Origin of the sequence: Pseudomonas sp. TNT2022 ID1044, from assembly GCF_028656895.1 — a bacterium.
Classification (GTDB): domain Bacteria; phylum Pseudomonadota; class Gammaproteobacteria; order Pseudomonadales; family Pseudomonadaceae; genus Aquipseudomonas; species Aquipseudomonas reinekei.
This window is the reverse complement of the sequence record NZ_JAMDHB010000020.1, coordinates 38,110-53,357: the sequence shown is the minus strand read 5'-3', so window position 1 is coordinate 53,357 and position 15,248 is coordinate 38,110. Positions and strand designations below refer to the sequence as shown.

The window sequence follows — 15,248 nt, the reverse complement described above, 5'->3', positions numbered from 1 at the left end:
CATGAGTGAACTGCCTGACAACCCGATCAGCGCCACCGTGGATTTCGCCCGCGAAGGTGTGCAGCACGGCTTTCTCAAGTTGCCGTATTCCCGGGATGATTCCGCCTGGGGCGCGGTGATGATTCCGGTCACGGTGATCCAGCGCGGTCGTGGGCCGACCGCGCTGCTCACCGGCGGTAACCACGGTGATGAGTACGAAGGCCCGGTGGCGCTGAGCAAACTGGCACAACGTCTGACGGCCGCCGACGTCAGCGGGCGGGTGATCATCATTCCGTTCATGAACGCCCCGGCGTTCCACGCCGGGCGGCGCACGTCGCCGATCGACAAGGGCAACCTCAACCGCAGCTTTCCCGGCAAGCCGGACGGTACGGTGACCGAGAAGATCGCCGACTATTTCACTCGCACCTTGCTGCCCCTGGCCGACATCGTGCTGGACATTCATTCCGGCGGGCGCACCCTGGATTTCCTGCCGTTCGCCGCGTGTCATGTGCTGCCGGACAAGCAGCAACAGGCGCAATGTGAGGCCGGCATGCGTGCGTTCAATGCGCCGTACAGCATGCGCATGCTCGAACTCGATGCCGGGGCGATGTACGACACCGCCGCCGAGTCGCAAGGCAAAGTTTTCGTGACCACGGAGTTGGGCGGCGGTGGTTCGTCGACAGCACGCAGCGTGGCGATAGCCGAGCGCGGGGTGCGCAATCTGTTGGTGCATGCCGGGATTCTCCAGGGCGAAGTGCAGACGGCGCCGTCAATCATGCTCGACATGCCCGACGGCGATTGCTTCATCGCCAGCGAGCACGACGGCCTGCTGGAAATGTGCCGTGACCTGGGCGATAACGTGGACCAGGGCGAAGTGATCGCCCGCATCTACGACGTCACCCGCAGCGGCGCGGCTCCGGTGGAATACCGTGCGGCGCGCAGTGGTTTACTGGCGGCGCGGCACTTTCCGGGGCTGGTGGGTTGTGGCGATACCCTCGCGGTAATCGCCGATGTGTTGTTGTAAACACCCAGCTGTAGGAGCGGGTTTGCCCGCTCCCACAGGGTTTCCCATCCAATCAGGAGATCATCGGCCCATGCACAAACTCGATCGCTATGACCTGAAAATCCTGCGGATCCTCGCTGACGACGGGCGTATCACCAAATCGAGCCTGGCCGAGGCGATCAATCTCTCGGTAACCCCGGCCTGGGAACGGGTGCGCAAACTTCAAGCCCTCGGCCTGATCAAGGGGTATCGCGCGCAGATCGACTGGGGGGCGGTGTTCAAGAGCCAGCAGGTGTTGGTGGAAATCACCCTGGCCCGACACACCGCGCAAGACATGCGGCGCTTCGAGCAGCGCATGAGCGACGCGCCCGAAGTCGCGTTCTGTTACGCCACCGGCGGTGGTGTCGATTACATGGCAATGATCCAGGCACCGGACATCGATCATTACCAGCGTTTTATCGACCAGCTGCTGCTGGATGATCTGGGCATCGAGCGCTACTTCACTTACATCGTCACCAAGACCATCAAGACCGGCGGCGCTTTGCCGGCCGAGCTGTCTCAAGAATCCTGAAATCACCGCAAACCACAAAAATCCACGATTGACCCCGCCCAATCAGAAAAAACCACCTGCCATACCCCCTTCAAACGCCAAATCCCCACGGCTTCGCTGCCCTAGCATGGTTCCCACGCACACGGATTGGAGTGAACGCCATGACTTACAAACATCCACTGTTGTTCAAAGCGCTTTGCTACATCGACGGCCATTGGGTGCACAGTGACAGCGGCCACAGCATCGCCGTGCATAACCCGGCTGATCAAACACTGATCGGCCATGTACCGATGCTCGATCAGCCGCAAATCGTCGGCGCCGTCGATGCCGCACACCGTGCGTTCGCTGATTGGCGCGAACAGAGCCTGGAGGCACGCGGGGTAATTCTGCGGCGCTGGGCGGCATTGATGCTTGAACATCAGGAAGACCTGGCGCGAATTCTCAGCCTGGAGCAGGGCAAGTCCCTGGCCGAGTCCCGTGGCGAAATCGCCTACGCGGCCAGTTTCATTCCTTGGTTTGCCGAAGAGGCCCGGCGCTTGTACGGGCAAAATATTCCCAGCCACATTCCGGGGGCGCATCTGGGCACGGTCAAGGAGCCGGTTGGCGTTTGCGCCTTGCTGACGCCGTGGAATTTCCCCTCGGCGATGATCACCCGCAAAGCCGCAGCCGCCCTGGCCGCCGGTTGCACGGTGGTGATCAAGCCGGCCCATGAAACACCGTACTCGGCGTTCGCCCTGGCGCAACTCGCCGAGGAAGCGGGTTTCCCTGCCGGCGTGTTCAACGTGGTGCTGGGCGAACCGCAAATGGCCATGCAAACCCTGGTGCAGGACAGTCGCGTGCGCTCGGTGAGTTTCACCGGCTCGACCCGTGTCGGGAAGTTGGTGCTGCAAGCCGCAGCCCAGGATGTGAAAAAGGTTGCGCTGGAGTTGGGCGGCAACGCGCCGTTCATTGTCTGCGCCGATGCCGACCTCGAGCTGGCGGTGAAAGTCGCGGTGGCCGCCAAGTTCCAGACTTCCGGCCAGGATTGCTGTGCGGCCAACCGCATCATGGTCGATCGCGCGGTGTACCCGGAATTTCTCAGCCGTTTTGCCACGGCGGTGCGTGAGTTGCGCGTCGGCCCGGCCATGGTCGGCGACCGTGAGCAGCAGGTTGATGTCGGCCCGTTGATGCACCAGGCCGCTTTCGACGTCACCGCCGAGCGTGTCGCCGATGCCCTGCAACACGGCGCGCAACGCCTGGTGGGTGGTGAGGCCCATGCCCTTGGCGGCTTGTTCTACCAGCCGACGGTGCTGGCCGACGTCACCCCGCAGATGCGCATCTACCGCGAAGAAAACTTCGCGCCGATTGCCGGGGTGATGCCGTTCGACACCCTGGATCAGGCCGTCGAGATGGCCAACGACACCGAATACGGCCTGGCCGCCTACATTTGTTCCAATCGCCTGGACCTGATTTACCCGCTGATCCGCCGACTAGACCACGCCATGGTCGCGGTCAATGGCGTCAAGTTCACCGGCCATCCGATCCCGTTCGGTGGCATGAAAGCCTCGGGGCTGGGCCGTGAAGGCGGCACCGAGGGCTTCGAAGCCTTTGTCGAAACCAAATACTTTTGCCTGCACCATCAAGGCCAGTTCTAAGGAGACATGCCATGAACCAAGAACTCGACTCGCTGTTCGAACAAGACCGTGCGCACTTCATGCACCCTTCGACTCACGCCCATGACCACGCCAGCGGCGCACTCAAGGGACGCATCATCAAAGGGGCCTCGGGTATCCGCATCCGCGACCACGAAGGTCGTGAACTGATCGACGCCTTCGCCGGCCTGTACTGCGTGAACATCGGCTACGGCCGCACCGAAGTGGCCGATGCGATCTACAAGCAAGCCAAGGAACTGGCCTACTACCACACCTACATGGGGCACTCGACCGAAGCGATCATCGAGCTGTCGAGCCGCATCATCGACTGGGCGCCCGAAGGCATGAAGAAGGTCTATTACGGCCTCTCCGGTTCCGACGCCAACGAAACCCAGATCAAACTGGTGCGTTATTACAACAACGTGCTCGGTCGCCCGCAGAAGAAGAAAATCATCTCCCGCGATCGCGGTTATCACGGCTCGGGCATCATGACCGGCAGCCTGACCGGCCTGGCGAGTTTCCATCAGCATTTCGATCTGCCGGCCGAAGGCATCAAGCACACCGTGTGCCCGCATTGGTATCGCAAGGCGCCGACCGGCATGGATGAAGCCGCGTTCGTCCGTTATTGCGCCGACGAGCTGGAAAAAATGATCCTCGCCGAAGGCCCGGACACTGTGGCGGCTTTCATTGGCGAACCCCTGATGGGCACGGGCGGCATCATCGTTCCACCCGCCGGTTACTGGGCGGCGATCCAGGCGGTGTTGAACAAATACGACGTGCTGTTGATCGCCGACGAAGTGGTCTGCGCCTTTGGTCGCCTGGGTTCGAAGATGGGCAGCCAGCGTTATGGCATGCGTCCGGACCTGATCACGACTGCCAAAGGCCTGACCAGTGCCTATGCACCATTGTCGGCGGTGATCGTCGGCGAAAAGGTTTGGAACGTGATCGAAAAAGCCTCCGAATCCCAAGGTGCCATGGGCCATGGCTGGACGTATTCCGGGCATCCGATCTGCGCGGCAGCGGCACTGGCGAACCTCGATATCCTGGAGCGGGAAAACCTCACGGCCAATGCCGACAAGGTCGGCGCTTATCTGAACCGGCGGATGCGCGAAACCCTCGAGGGCCATCCGCTGGTGGGTGAAGTGCGCGGTGATGGCATGCTGGCGGCGGTCGAGTTCATGGCCGATCGTGAACAGCGCACGCCGTTCGATGCGGCCTTGAAGGTCGGTCCGAAAGTGTCTGCGGCCTGCCTGGAACGCGGAATGATTGCGCGAGCGATGCCCCATGGCGACATCCTGGGTTTTGCCCCGCCGCTGATCCTGACCGAGGCCGAGGCGGACCTGATTGTCGAGATCACCAAAGGCGCGATTGATCAGGTCGCCAGTGAAGTGCTTGGCTGATCCCCGCCTCGCGAAACCGCATCAAAACCAAAAAGCCCCCGGACAACCATTTGTCCGGGGGCTTTTTGTGTCGCGCGAAACCTGATTACTTCTTCAGGCCGTAATGCTCATCGAGCATGCCCGGTGCGTTTGGGGCTTTTGGCGCGTAGTCGCGCGGTGGTTCCTGATTGCGCGGTGGCGTCAGGCGTTCCCGTGGGGCCTGCGCCGCGTCGGCGTGCAAGGAGGCCAGCAGGCGCTGGCGGGTCTGCTCGTCCAGGGCCAGGCGGTTGGCGCCCTCGGCGAGGTGATCCTGCACTTCCTGATAGCTCTGAGTCAGTTTCTTGACCAGTGTCGCAGTGCTGTTGAAGTGGGTCACCACTTCGTTCTGATAACTGTCGAAACGTTCCTGAATATCGTCCAGCTGACGTTGTGTGCTGCTCGGCGCGGCATTCGGCGCCAGGCGAGCGATCAGGAAACCAATGGCGACACCCACAACCAGGGCAAGAGTCGGCAACAACCAAACTAAGAGCGAGTGTTCCACGAGTCCTTCCTCTATAAACGGCTTTGCTTTACGTTAACGGCTCGAACCTGCGCTGTATACCGCGATTCGCTCGCAATAGACAGCCACAGACAATTTGCTAGACGAGTCGACCCGATCCGGGGTCACGGAGTTCCTTCCTTGCTTATGCGTGAAACCCCTGTAGTGATTGATGGCCCAGTCGGCCAACTGGAAGCCCTTTACCTCGACAATGAGCAGCCGCGCGGCCTGGCGCTGATCTGCCATCCGAACCCGGTGCAGGGCGGCACCATGCTCAACAAAGTGGTCTCGACCCTGCAACGCACCGCGCGCGATGCCGGTTTGATTACCTTGCGCTTCAACTACCGTGGCGTCGGCGCCAGCGAAGGCAGCCATGACATGGGCACCGGTGAAGTCGACGATGCCCAGGCCGTGGCTGAATGGTTTCGCAGCCAACACCCGGATTTGCCGCTGACCCTGTTCGGTTTCTCCTTTGGCGGTTTTGTTGCAGCAAGTCTCGGCGGACGCCTGGAAGCGCAGGGCGAACAGATCAAGCACCTGTTCATGGTCGCACCGGCGGTCATGCGTCTGGGCGCGCAGGATCAACTGCCGCAGCACGGCGAACTGACCCTGATCCAGCCGGAAACCGACGAAGTGATCGATCCGCAGTTGGTTTACCAATGGTCCGACGCGCTTGAACGTCCCCATGAGCTGCTGAAAGTGGCAGAATGCGGACACTTTTTTCATGGCAAGCTGACCGATCTCAAGGATCTGATCCTGCCGCGTCTCTCGAATTGATTGCAGTCTGACAAGCGATTACCCATGACGACTCGTACCCGTATCCTCACCGGCATCACCACCACCGGCACGCCGCACCTGGGCAACTACGCCGGTGCCATTCGCCCGGCGATCCTGGCCAGCCGTGACAGCAATGCCGACTCGTTCTACTTCCTGGCGGACTACCACGCCCTGATCAAGTGCGATGACCCGCTGCGCATTCAGCGCTCGCGTCTGGAAATCGCCGCGACCTGGCTGGCCGGTGGCCTGAATGTGGACCGCGTGACCTTCTATCGCCAGTCCGACATTCCGGAAATCCCCGAACTGACCTGGTTGCTGACCTGCGTCGCCGCCAAGGGCCTGCTCAACCGCGCCCACGCCTACAAGGCTTCGGTGGACAAGAACGTCGAAACCGGCGAAGACCCGGATGCCGGTATCACCATGGGCCTGTACAGCTACCCGGTGCTGATGGCCGCCGACATTCTGATGTTCAACGCGCACAAGGTGCCGGTCGGTCGCGACCAGATCCAGCACGTGGAAATGGCCCGTGATATCGGCCAGCGTTTCAACCATCTGTTCGGTCAGGGCAAAGAATTTTTCACCATGCCCGAGGCGCTGATCGAAGAAAGCGTCGCCACGCTGCCGGGTCTCGATGGCCGGAAGATGTCGAAGAGCTACGACAACACCATTCCGTTGTTCAGCAGCGCCAAAGAGATGAAGGACGCGATTTCGCGGATCGTCACCGACTCCCGTGCGCCGGGCGAAGCGAAAGATCCGGACAACTCGCATCTGTTCACTCTGTTCCAGGCGTTCGCCACTCCAGCGCAAGCCGACGAGTTCCGCAGTGAACTGCTGGACGGCCTGGGTTGGGGCGAGGCGAAAAATCGTCTGTTCCAGTTGCTCGACAGCGATCTGGGCGAGTCCCGCGAGCGCTATCACCAGTTGATCGAGCGCCCGGCGGACCTGGAAGACATCCTGCAACATGGCGCGAAAAAAGCCCGCGCGGTGGCGACGCCGTTCCTCAACCAATTGCGTGAAGCCGTAGGCCTGCGTTCGTTCGTGGCCCAGACCCAAGTGGCGGCCACCACCAAGAAGAAAGCCGCGAAAGCGCCGCGTTTTGTCAGCTTCCGCGAAGACGACGGCAGTTTCCGCTTCCGTCTGCTGGCGGCCGATGGCGAACAACTGCTGTTGTCGCGCCATTTCGCCGACGGCAAAACCGCAGGTCAGGTGACCAAGCAACTGCAATCGGGCCAGCCTCTGGACGTGCGCAATGAAGACCTGAGCTTTAGCGTCTGGCTCGAAGGCGAGTGTGTCGCCGACAGCCCGGCCTTCGCCGACAGCCCTGCTCGCGACGCGGCCATTGCAGCTTTGCGGATTGCCCTGACCCCGGTTCAGGAATAAACAGCGGCACGGCCATACCAAGGGCCGATTGCCATTCCTGCGGGCCGTCGCTACAGTGACGGCCCGTTTTTGTTGCCTTGCTAACGAATTATGACGCCCCTAGAACGATATCAAGCTGATCTGAAACGCCCGGAATTCTTCCATGATGCCGCGCAGGAAACTGCCGTGCGTCATTTGCAGCGCCTGTACGACGATCTGGTCGCAGCCGAGCAAAACAAGCCGGGCCTGCTGGGCAAACTGTTTGGCAAAAAGGATCAGACCCCGGTCAAGGGCCTGTACTTCTGGGGCGGCGTAGGTCGCGGCAAGACTTACCTGGTCGACACCTTCTTCGAAGCGCTGCCGTTCAAGGAAAAGACTCGCACTCACTTCCACCGCTTCATGAAGCGTGTGCACGAAGAGATGAAGACCCTCGGCGGCGAGAAGAACCCGCTGACCATCATCGCCAAGCGCTTCGCCACCGAATCCCGGGTGATCTGCTTCGATGAATTCTTCGTTTCCGACATCACCGACGCCATGATCCTCGGCACGCTGATGGAAGAACTGTTCAAAAACGGCGTGACCCTGGTCGCAACGTCGAACATCGTGCCGGACGGCTTGTACAAGGACGGCCTGCAACGTGCGCGCTTCCTGCCGGCCATCGCGTTGATCAAGCAGAACACCGAAATCGTCAACGTCGACAGCGGCGTCGACTACCGTCTGCGTCACCTCGAACAAGCGGAACTGTTCCACTTCCCGCTCGACGAAGCGGCCCACGAAAGCCTGCGCAAGAGCTTCCGCGCACTGACGCCGGAATGCACCGCCGCGGTCGAGAACGACGTGCTGATGATCGAGAACCGCGAAATCCGTGCGTTGCGCACCTGCGATGACGTGGCGTGGTTCGAGTTCCGCGAATTGTGCGACGGCCCGCGCAGCCAGAACGATTACATCGAACTGGGCAAGATTTTCCACGCCGTGTTGCTTAGCGGTGTCGAGCAGATGAGCGTCACCACCGACGACATCGCCCGACGCTTCATCAACATGGTCGACGAGTTCTACGACCGTAACGTGAAGCTGATCATTTCTGCTGAAGTCGAACTCAAGGATCTGTACACCGGCGGCCGCTTGAACTTCGAGTTCCAGCGTACGTTGAGTCGCTTGCTGGAAATGCAGTCCCACGAATTCCTGTCCCGGGCGCACAAGCCGTAGGATTTCGGATGACAAAAAATGGCCTGCGATTGCAGGCCATTTTTTTATGGCTGTCACCCTTGCTGCTGACTCGACAAGGTCTGTAGGAGCCGGCTTGCTGGCGATTTCGACGACGCGGTGGGTCAGTCACACCACTATCGCGAGCAAGCCCGCTCCCACAGGGTCATGCGTCAATTTTGAAAGCGGTTTTCATGTGGTCAGATAGCGCGCCAGCTCATGCTGCCGCTCACCGCCAAGCAGCAACCACAGCAGGACTCTCGCTTTGCGCGGGCAGAGAAATCCTGCCATGTGTGCGCCCTTGCGAATCAGGTCCATCTCACTGCCGATAAAGCCGTAGGTGGCTTGCGCAGTGGAGCCGGAACCGGTGCGGGTCGCAACGATCACCGGGATTTTGTCGGCAAGCTGCTCGATCACTGCGGCCCAACTTTCCGAGACGTGCCCGGCGCCGAAGCCAGCGATCACCAACCCGTCGTAACCCAGCTTCGGGATGTTTTCCAATAACAGCGTATCGGCAGAAAGCGACGCCTCCAGCAGTGCCACCTTCTGCGTGGTGTGTTGCGGCAAGGGTAAACATCGGCGCTCGGCCGGCGGACGGGAATAACGAACCACGCCTTCCACGAGCAGCCCGGCGGGGCCGAAAACCGGGGAGGAGAAAGCCTGCAAGGCCAGCGAATCGGTTTTGCGTACACAGTCAGCCTGATGAATCTGCCCGTTCATCACCACCTGAACGCCGCGCTGTCGACTGCTATCGGCCAGGGCAACACGGCAGGCATCCAGCAGATTGGCCGGACCATCGGCGCCGGCCTGTTTTGCCGATCGCATGGCACCGGTCACGACCAACGGTTCATCGCAATCCCACAGGTAATCAAAAAACACGGCGGTTTCTTCAAGGGTGTCGGTGCCCTGGGTGATAACGACGCCACAGGCGCCTTGTTCCACCTGATATTTCGCCCAGGACAGGACGCTGAGCAATGCCTCGAAGCTCAATGAGGCACTGGGCAGCAGGCCGAGCGTTTCGACGCTGACCCGGGCCAGTGTCGCCAACTCCGGCACGCAGGCCAGCAGGGTTTCGCCGCTGACGGTCGGGATGACGCCTTCACCGGCATTCCTGGCTTGCATGCTCACCGTGCCGCCGAGCGCCGCGATGGCCAGTTTGGGCAAGTCCATTTGATACCTCGCATGGTTGTGATGAGAAAGGGCTGTATCCGCTTTTGAGGCCGCGATACAGCCGAATGGCAGAGTGCGTCAGTTGGCGATCAGCCACCCGATCAGCGGGATGATCAGCAACGTGCTGATGGCCATGGACAGGACATTACCGATGTAGGCGTGCATATCGGCCGGCAACCGCTTGGCGATCGCACAGGCCAGGGGCGGGGCGATCAACGCGCCCAACAATGCACTTGAGGCGATGACCTGCCAACTGCCGCCGTGGGTCAACAGTGCCGCCGGCACAACGGACACCAGCGGAATGTAGGTGGGGTACCAGCCACGCAACATCCACTGTCGACGCCAGATCATGATGCCGATGGCCGAGGTCAACGCCTGGGCGCCGATCAGTTGCGGCAGCAAGCCTGAACCGTAGACCGGGCTCGAGGGGTTCAAGCTGTAGGCCAGTAATGCCCCCAGGATCAACCCGATGCTGGCCAGTTCGTTGCCGAAGAATGGCGCTTCGGAAAAATCGGCAAGGATCCGGCGCAGGGTCCAGATGACGCCGTAATCCGGCGTCCGGGTGTTGGCGGGAGGCGCTTCGCAGGGCTTCTCGGCAAGGTCCGATTCCGCGGACTTCACCAGGCTCGGCAGGTAGCGACAGAGCAAAAAGGCAATCACACTGGCGATCGCCATGCCCGAGACATTGCCGATTACCACGGGCAAGCCCAACGGGTTGCACACGTAATTGACCATCAGCAGACAGATCGGCGTGACGAGTACGGCTCCCATGATTGCGCCATTGATCGTAACCTTCCAGCCGCCGCCAAACATCAGCACCATCGCCGCCGGCAGTGAAACGAACGCGACAAAGGTCGGTTGCCAACTGTTGGCCGTCACCGTCCAGCCCCACAGCAGATTGCTCAGCAGCAGGCCCAGCAATGAGCTGGTGATCAGCCATGGCCACAAACCGGTCCCGTAGCAGATGGCAAAACCTTGCCAGGATTTTCCCGTCCGGTTTGCCCAGTAGGCCAGATAGGCGCCCGCCAACAACCCGATTGAGGCGAACTCGTGTTTATAGAAAGCGACTTCGCTGATGTCGCCAATTACCCAGCGTAACCAGGCGCTCGGCTGCGGAAGCGCAGACACCATGTCGCTGTAGCCTGGCCAGTGGGCTTCCCAGAAAGTACGGTTGGTGAAAGACAGCCAGATGATCAGCAGCGCCGTGCCAATCATCAGCAGAATGATCGCGGTATCAACCGGCGATCGTTGCGCAAGCCGGTTTTTCTCAGGGGTGATCTCCATGTTTTATGTCTCCTGTATCAGCGTGGGAGACATGGGTGCTGGGTGTAACCGAGCATCTGGTCGTAGAGATCGGCTCGACGGTCGCGATGCAGATCGTTCAGGCTGTTCCAGATCGGCGCGCTGCGGGAGCTGGTCAGGTCGATATCGGCAAACAGGATTTCCTGCTGGTCCGCCGATGCCACCCGGCCAATCGGCCAGCCGTTGGTCCCGGCAATCAGCGAGCAACCGAGATAGCGAGCGCCACGCTCCTCGCCGATCCGGCTCGCCGCTGCAATAAACACGTTGTTCACGTGGGCCGCGGTCATCGTCAGGTACGACGCCATGCACTTGCCGGCATCATCGAACAGCGGCGGTGGTGTCCACACCCAGTTGTTCAGGCTGCAAATGATGTCCGCACCTTGCTGGCTGAGGATTCGTGGCACTTCCGGGAACCAGATGTCCCAGCAGATCAACAAACCGATACGGCCGATGGGGGTGTCGAAAACCGGGAAGCCGAGGTTGCCCGGTGTGAACCAGAGCTTCTCCAGGTTCCACAAATGGGCTTTGCGATACTTGCCGATAAACCCCTCCGGGCCGACCAGAACACCGGTGTTGAACAGCTGCATGCCGTCGCGCTCGGTCAGGCCGGCCACGAGGTAAACCTTGTGCTCGCGGGCGAAGTCCATCCAGACCTGCACGCTAGGCCCCTCGGGAACGGCCTCCGAATGGTCGAAGGCATCCTGCCGGTTGCTGAAGAAATACCCGGTGCTGCAAAGCTCGGGCAGCACGATGAGATTCGCGCCGCCGTTTACCGCTTCCAGCGCCAATTCCAGGCTGCGCCGCAGATTGCCTTCACACTTTTCAACGCCCACTTGTGGATCGAATTGCACGACTGCTACACGAACAGGACTCGTTGACTCGCTCATTCCCGATAACCTCTTTTTATTGTTTTTTCACGCTGTTGAACTGCGTGTTTATAAGAGTTGAATCGGGCTGTGCTCGTAAGTCAGCAGCTTCCGTTAAGGGTGTAGTCCTTGTCCGAAGATGCAGGGGCGGGGTTTTTGATATCGGATCCGAAGCAGAGCCAATGCAGGTCGCGCATGGCTCTGGAGAGGCGATGGAATCAGGCTTTGAGCTGGTAGTGCGGATAGTCGCTCATGGCAAACCCGCCGTTGAACGTCGCAGCGGTTTTGTTGCAAATGTGAATAACCGCATCGACGGCGCCGCGAAAGCACGGCTCGGTCCAGCCGGCGTCAACCGAAAATGATTCACCGGAAAAATACAGGCCTGACACATGCGCGTAGTCCCTGTTGTACTTCATCAGGCTGACCGCATCGTAATAGGTGCCGGGCCGGTAAAGCTTTGCGCAGCCCAGTGAGTTTTTATCGGTGATCCAGCGCTGGACCACGGCTTGATCAATGCCGATGTAAGGGGAGATTTTTTCCTGGATATTGGCGGCGTTCATCAGGATGCGGTCCAGCTCTTCAGCGCACTGGGTGACCAACTCTTTATCGCTGAACGAGGCGAGTTTGGTCGCGTCGTCCTCCCATGTGTAACTCAGGAGGATGCAGTCATAGCTGTAGTTCTCGTTGTAGCGGTAGGTGTAGACGTCGTGGATAAAACTGTCGGTGACGATGGCTTGCGGGATGGTGGTGTTTTTTGAAAGAAAGGATTTTTTCAGCGGTGCATAGACTTTGCAGCTGGTTTCCCAGTGCGCGGTTTTCCAGGCGTTGATCGTCTCGAACGGCAGCATCTCTTGCGTGAAGTTTTCAAGCCTGATCCGGGTTTCGATCAACCAGGACGGAAGGGTCACGATGACTGAATCAAAGTCTTCGAAGTGTTCCCGGGTTTCTTTGGGTTGGCTGTGATTGCCGTTGAAGTAAACGCGGGTTTGCTGGTTAGCCAGTTTTTTGAGTCTGGTGACGGATGAGTCCGTCAGCAAACCATGGGTTCGTTCGCGGCTATGTTCGTAGACGGACTTTCCGGTTTCATCGATTTTCATGAACAACAGGCATTCGTCCAGCGCGGCGAGGCCGATGTAGCGGGGGCGGTCGAAACGCCGTCCCGTTGAATCAAAAACGGCTTCGCTGTTCAGGTGCGGTGCATCCAGCGGGTTTCCCATTGAGTCCACTCGGCCGTGGATCAGTTGCAACTGGCTGCTAAAACCAAAAATGGCGGTACGCAGGGGATAGAGGCAACAAACGTCGTAAAAGGCCCCCCAGCTGCCGTCGCCAATACCGATGGCATAGAAAATCGCTGACTCCTCGGGGGACATGCCCATCCCGCCAAAATCACCCGGCGCGTGCCTGTCCCAGGCCGGCAAGACCGGCATGCTGACCAAATCTCGAAATGAAACGCCTTGATACGTTTTGACGATGGCCGCCCACATCGACTCCCACTCAGCACTGGCATAAATCTCGGCAACCTGTTGCGTCATGCGATCGGCAAAAGCCTTCCACTTGGCATACACCCGTTGCAGGTTCTCGCCGGGCGGCGGGGTGAGGCCATCGAGGTTTTTCCAGATCAGCATCTGCGGGCTGGGGGCGTCGCCCATGCTGCCTTCACGGAGATAGATCCCGGTGGAGGCCACCCACTGGCTGCCCGGATTGGCAAAATCGGAAAACGACAAATCGAAAGCCTGGGCGTAGTAAGCCATCAACGAACGACCTGCCGTCGGCGGCTCGTCCGCCCGATTGAAGAAGGGCATGCGCATGGCGCCCATCTCAAACGGTGTGTGGCTTTGCGATGAATGCCGGCTGCCAGGAACGGTCAAGTGCCGGCCGCCGATCCGACTGGATTGTTCGATCAGGGTGATATGGGTGAAGCCGCAGCGATAGAGCTCTCTGGCGGCGGTCAGGCCGGTTACTCCGGCTCCGATGATGCAGATTCTATGACCTGGGTCCGTTGCCTTGGCGATGCCGTTTTCCTGCTCGACCAGCGCTCGATAGTCGAAGCACAAGTCCGGTGGACTGGGAAAACGAGCAGCCCATTTGTTGGCTGTAGCGCGCTTTGTACGGGCGGCGGCCTTGGCCACGAATGCGGGGTAGTTGTAGCTTGATCCGATAGTCACTGTTGAACGTCCTTGTCAGCATTGATGATGTTTGCAGGGACGTATGTTGGAGATTTGGGGGGTGGGCGTACATGAGCCAAAACGGGTTCGTCGGCGCTCCGTATTCCGGGTTTTGCGTAGGAAAGTGAGTACACCGAGGTGCCCTGCGGGAGCGAGCAGGCTCGCTCCCGCAGAAGGCGGGCTATGGGTTTAAGCCGCTTGTTGGAATTGCTGCCGATACTGGTTCGGCGACAGTTCCGTGTGCTGGCGGAACAGCCTTGCGAAGAAGCTCGCATCGTCATAGCCGACTTCGTAGCTGATGGTCTTGATGCTCTTGCGGCTACCGGACAGCAGGCCCTTGGCGGTTTCGATGCGCAGGCGTTGCAGATAATGCAACGGCTTGTCGCCGGTGGCGGTCTGGAAACGGCGCATGAAGTTGCGGATGCTCATGCCGTGCTCGCGGGCGACGTCTTCGAAGCGGAACTTGTCGGCGAAGTGTTCTTCGAGCCAATGCTGGATCTGCAGGATGATCACGTCCTGGTGCAACTTCTGCCCGCCGAAGCCGATGCGCCCCGGCGAATAGCTGCGTTGCACTTCGTAAAGAATGTCCCGCGCCACGGCCTGGGACACATTGGCGCCGCAGAAGCGCTCGATCAGGTAAATGTACAGATCGCATGCCGACGTGGTACCGCCGGCGCAGTACAGGTTGTCGGCGTCGGTCAGGTGTTTGTCCTGATTGAGTTGAACCTGCGGGAAGCGTTCGGCGAAGGCATTGAAGAAACGCCAGTAAGTGGTCGCTTCCTTGCCATTGAGCAATCCCGCTTCGGCCAGCCAGAACACACCGGTCGCTTCGCCGCACAGTACCGCACCGCGCGCATGTTGCTGGCGCAACCAGGGCAGGACTTGCGGGTAACGTTTGCAGAGGCTGTCGAAATCGTCCCAGAACGCGGGAAGAACGATGATGTCAGCGTTTTCCAGTCCGCCATCGACCGGGATCATCACGTCGCTGAAGGTATTGACCGGTTTGCCGTCGGGGCTGACCAGACGGGTCTCGAACGCCGGAGTCAGGCCCTGGCCCAGTTGTTTGCCGTAGCGCAGGCTGGCGAGATGGAAGAAATCCTTGGCTTGCAGGAGGGTGGAAGCGAAAACCCGGTCAATGGCCAGGATGCTGACGCGCCGTAATGGCGTGGAGGCTTGGTTAGACATAATTCAACTTTATTTTTATAGGGGGAAGTGGTCACCAGACGGCTGGATCGTCTTATTTTTTGTCGGATGTGTCCAGTGTCCTGTATCGGAAGCGAGGCATAGTCTCTGAAGGTCAACTCCTTCTAAAAACAATGAAAAGGT

General features: G+C 59.9%; 13 protein-coding genes. 7 read left to right on the top strand and 6 right to left on the bottom strand.

The features are described 5' to 3' along the window. Position 1: 1 nt before the first annotated feature. The 4 genes from doeB to M5G20_RS21575 all read left to right on the top strand — a co-directional run bounded on the left by doeB (position 2) and on the right by M5G20_RS21575 (position 4,563). On the top strand, positions 2-1,003 hold the full coding sequence (gene doeB, locus M5G20_RS21590) for a N(2)-acetyl-L-2,4-diaminobutanoate deacetylase DoeB (protein WP_273920764.1): 1,002 nt from the start codon (positions 2-4) through the stop codon (positions 1,001-1,003). A 70-nt stretch (positions 1,004-1,073) separates the two neighbouring features. Next, positions 1,074-1,553: an Lrp/AsnC family transcriptional regulator gene (locus M5G20_RS21585; protein ID WP_273920763.1), complete on the top strand. Its 480-nt coding sequence runs from the start codon at positions 1,074-1,076 to the stop codon at positions 1,551-1,553. Between the two features lie 140 nt (positions 1,554-1,693). After that, positions 1,694-3,166, top strand: coding sequence for an NAD-dependent succinate-semialdehyde dehydrogenase (locus tag M5G20_RS21580; RefSeq protein WP_273920762.1), 1,473 nt, complete (start codon positions 1,694-1,696; stop codon positions 3,164-3,166). A gap of 11 nt (positions 3,167-3,177) precedes the next feature. After that, positions 3,178-4,563, top strand: a complete 1,386-nt coding sequence (locus M5G20_RS21575) for an aspartate aminotransferase family protein (RefSeq protein WP_273920761.1) — start codon at positions 3,178-3,180, stop codon at positions 4,561-4,563. Positions 4,564-4,648: 85 nt separating this feature from the next. On the opposite strand, the gene M5G20_RS21570 is transcribed toward M5G20_RS21575, so the two are convergent. Further along, positions 4,649-5,083 (bottom strand): YhcB family protein, encoded by a 435-nt coding sequence (locus M5G20_RS21570; RefSeq protein ID WP_047533043.1) that lies wholly within the window; start codon positions 5,081-5,083, stop codon positions 4,649-4,651. 144 nt (positions 5,084-5,227) lie between these two features. Here M5G20_RS21570 and M5G20_RS21565 point away from each other — a divergent pair, with 144 nt between their 5' ends. From M5G20_RS21565 to zapE, 3 genes are all read left to right on the top strand, one after another. Further along, a complete protein-coding gene (locus M5G20_RS21565; protein WP_273920760.1) occupies positions 5,228-5,857 on the top strand; it encodes an alpha/beta hydrolase in 630 nt (209 codons plus the stop codon). Between the two features lie 24 nt (positions 5,858-5,881). Next, a complete protein-coding gene (locus M5G20_RS21560; RefSeq protein WP_273920758.1) occupies positions 5,882-7,237 on the top strand; it encodes a tryptophan--tRNA ligase in 1,356 nt (451 codons plus the stop codon). A 90-nt stretch (positions 7,238-7,327) separates the two neighbouring features. Next, positions 7,328-8,422: a cell division protein ZapE gene (gene zapE / locus M5G20_RS21555; protein ID WP_150733875.1), complete on the top strand. Its 1,095-nt coding sequence runs from the start codon at positions 7,328-7,330 to the stop codon at positions 8,420-8,422. Positions 8,423-8,611: 189 nt separating this feature from the next. On the opposite strand, the gene M5G20_RS21550 is transcribed toward zapE, so the two are convergent. The 5 genes from M5G20_RS21550 to M5G20_RS21530 all read right to left on the bottom strand — a co-directional run bounded on the left by M5G20_RS21550 (position 8,612) and on the right by M5G20_RS21530 (position 15,107). Beyond that, entirely contained in the window at positions 8,612-9,589 is a 978-nt protein-coding gene (locus tag M5G20_RS21550) for an asparaginase (RefSeq protein WP_273920757.1), read from the bottom strand. Positions 9,590-9,667: 78 nt separating this feature from the next. After that, the gene (locus M5G20_RS21545; protein ID WP_273920756.1) at positions 9,668-10,873 is read right to left on the bottom strand and encodes a hypothetical protein; all 1,206 of its coding nucleotides are present in this window, start codon (positions 10,871-10,873) and stop codon (positions 9,668-9,670) included. 17 nt (positions 10,874-10,890) lie between these two features. After that, on the bottom strand, positions 10,891-11,778 hold the full coding sequence (locus tag M5G20_RS21540; RefSeq protein ID WP_273920755.1) for a nitrilase family protein: 888 nt from the start codon (positions 11,776-11,778) through the stop codon (positions 10,891-10,893). Positions 11,779-11,975: 197 nt separating this feature from the next. Further along, a complete protein-coding gene (locus M5G20_RS21535; protein ID WP_273920753.1) occupies positions 11,976-13,922 on the bottom strand; it encodes a flavin monoamine oxidase family protein in 1,947 nt (648 codons plus the stop codon). A 189-nt stretch (positions 13,923-14,111) separates the two neighbouring features. Continuing rightward, positions 14,112-15,107 (bottom strand): GlxA family transcriptional regulator, encoded by a 996-nt coding sequence (locus tag M5G20_RS21530; RefSeq protein WP_160390378.1) that lies wholly within the window; start codon positions 15,105-15,107, stop codon positions 14,112-14,114. Positions 15,108-15,248 lie beyond the last annotated feature (141 nt).

Coding starts and splice junctions, on each gene's coding strand:
- M5G20_RS21550 (WP_273920757.1), bottom strand. CDS start 9,589: ATGGACTTGCCCAAACTGGCCATCGCGGCGCTCGGCGGCACGGTGAGC.
- M5G20_RS21540 (WP_273920755.1), bottom strand. CDS start 11,778: ATGAGCGAGTCAACGAGTCCTGTTCGTGTAGCAGTCGTGCAATTCGAT.
- M5G20_RS21530 (WP_160390378.1), bottom strand. CDS start 15,107: ATGTCTAACCAAGCCTCCACGCCATTACGGCGCGTCAGCATCCTGGCC.
- M5G20_RS21575 (WP_273920761.1), top strand. CDS start 3,178: ATGAACCAAGAACTCGACTCGCTGTTCGAACAAGACCGTGCGCACTTC.
- M5G20_RS21565 (WP_273920760.1), top strand. CDS start 5,228: ATGCGTGAAACCCCTGTAGTGATTGATGGCCCAGTCGGCCAACTGGAA.
- M5G20_RS21560 (WP_273920758.1), top strand. CDS start 5,882: ATGACGACTCGTACCCGTATCCTCACCGGCATCACCACCACCGGCACG.
- M5G20_RS21580 (WP_273920762.1), top strand. CDS start 1,694: ATGACTTACAAACATCCACTGTTGTTCAAAGCGCTTTGCTACATCGAC.
- zapE (WP_150733875.1), top strand. CDS start 7,328: ATGACGCCCCTAGAACGATATCAAGCTGATCTGAAACGCCCGGAATTC.
- doeB (WP_273920764.1), top strand. CDS start 2: ATGAGTGAACTGCCTGACAACCCGATCAGCGCCACCGTGGATTTCGCC.
- M5G20_RS21545 (WP_273920756.1), bottom strand. CDS start 10,873: ATGGAGATCACCCCTGAGAAAAACCGGCTTGCGCAACGATCGCCGGTT.
- M5G20_RS21585 (WP_273920763.1), top strand. CDS start 1,074: ATGCACAAACTCGATCGCTATGACCTGAAAATCCTGCGGATCCTCGCT.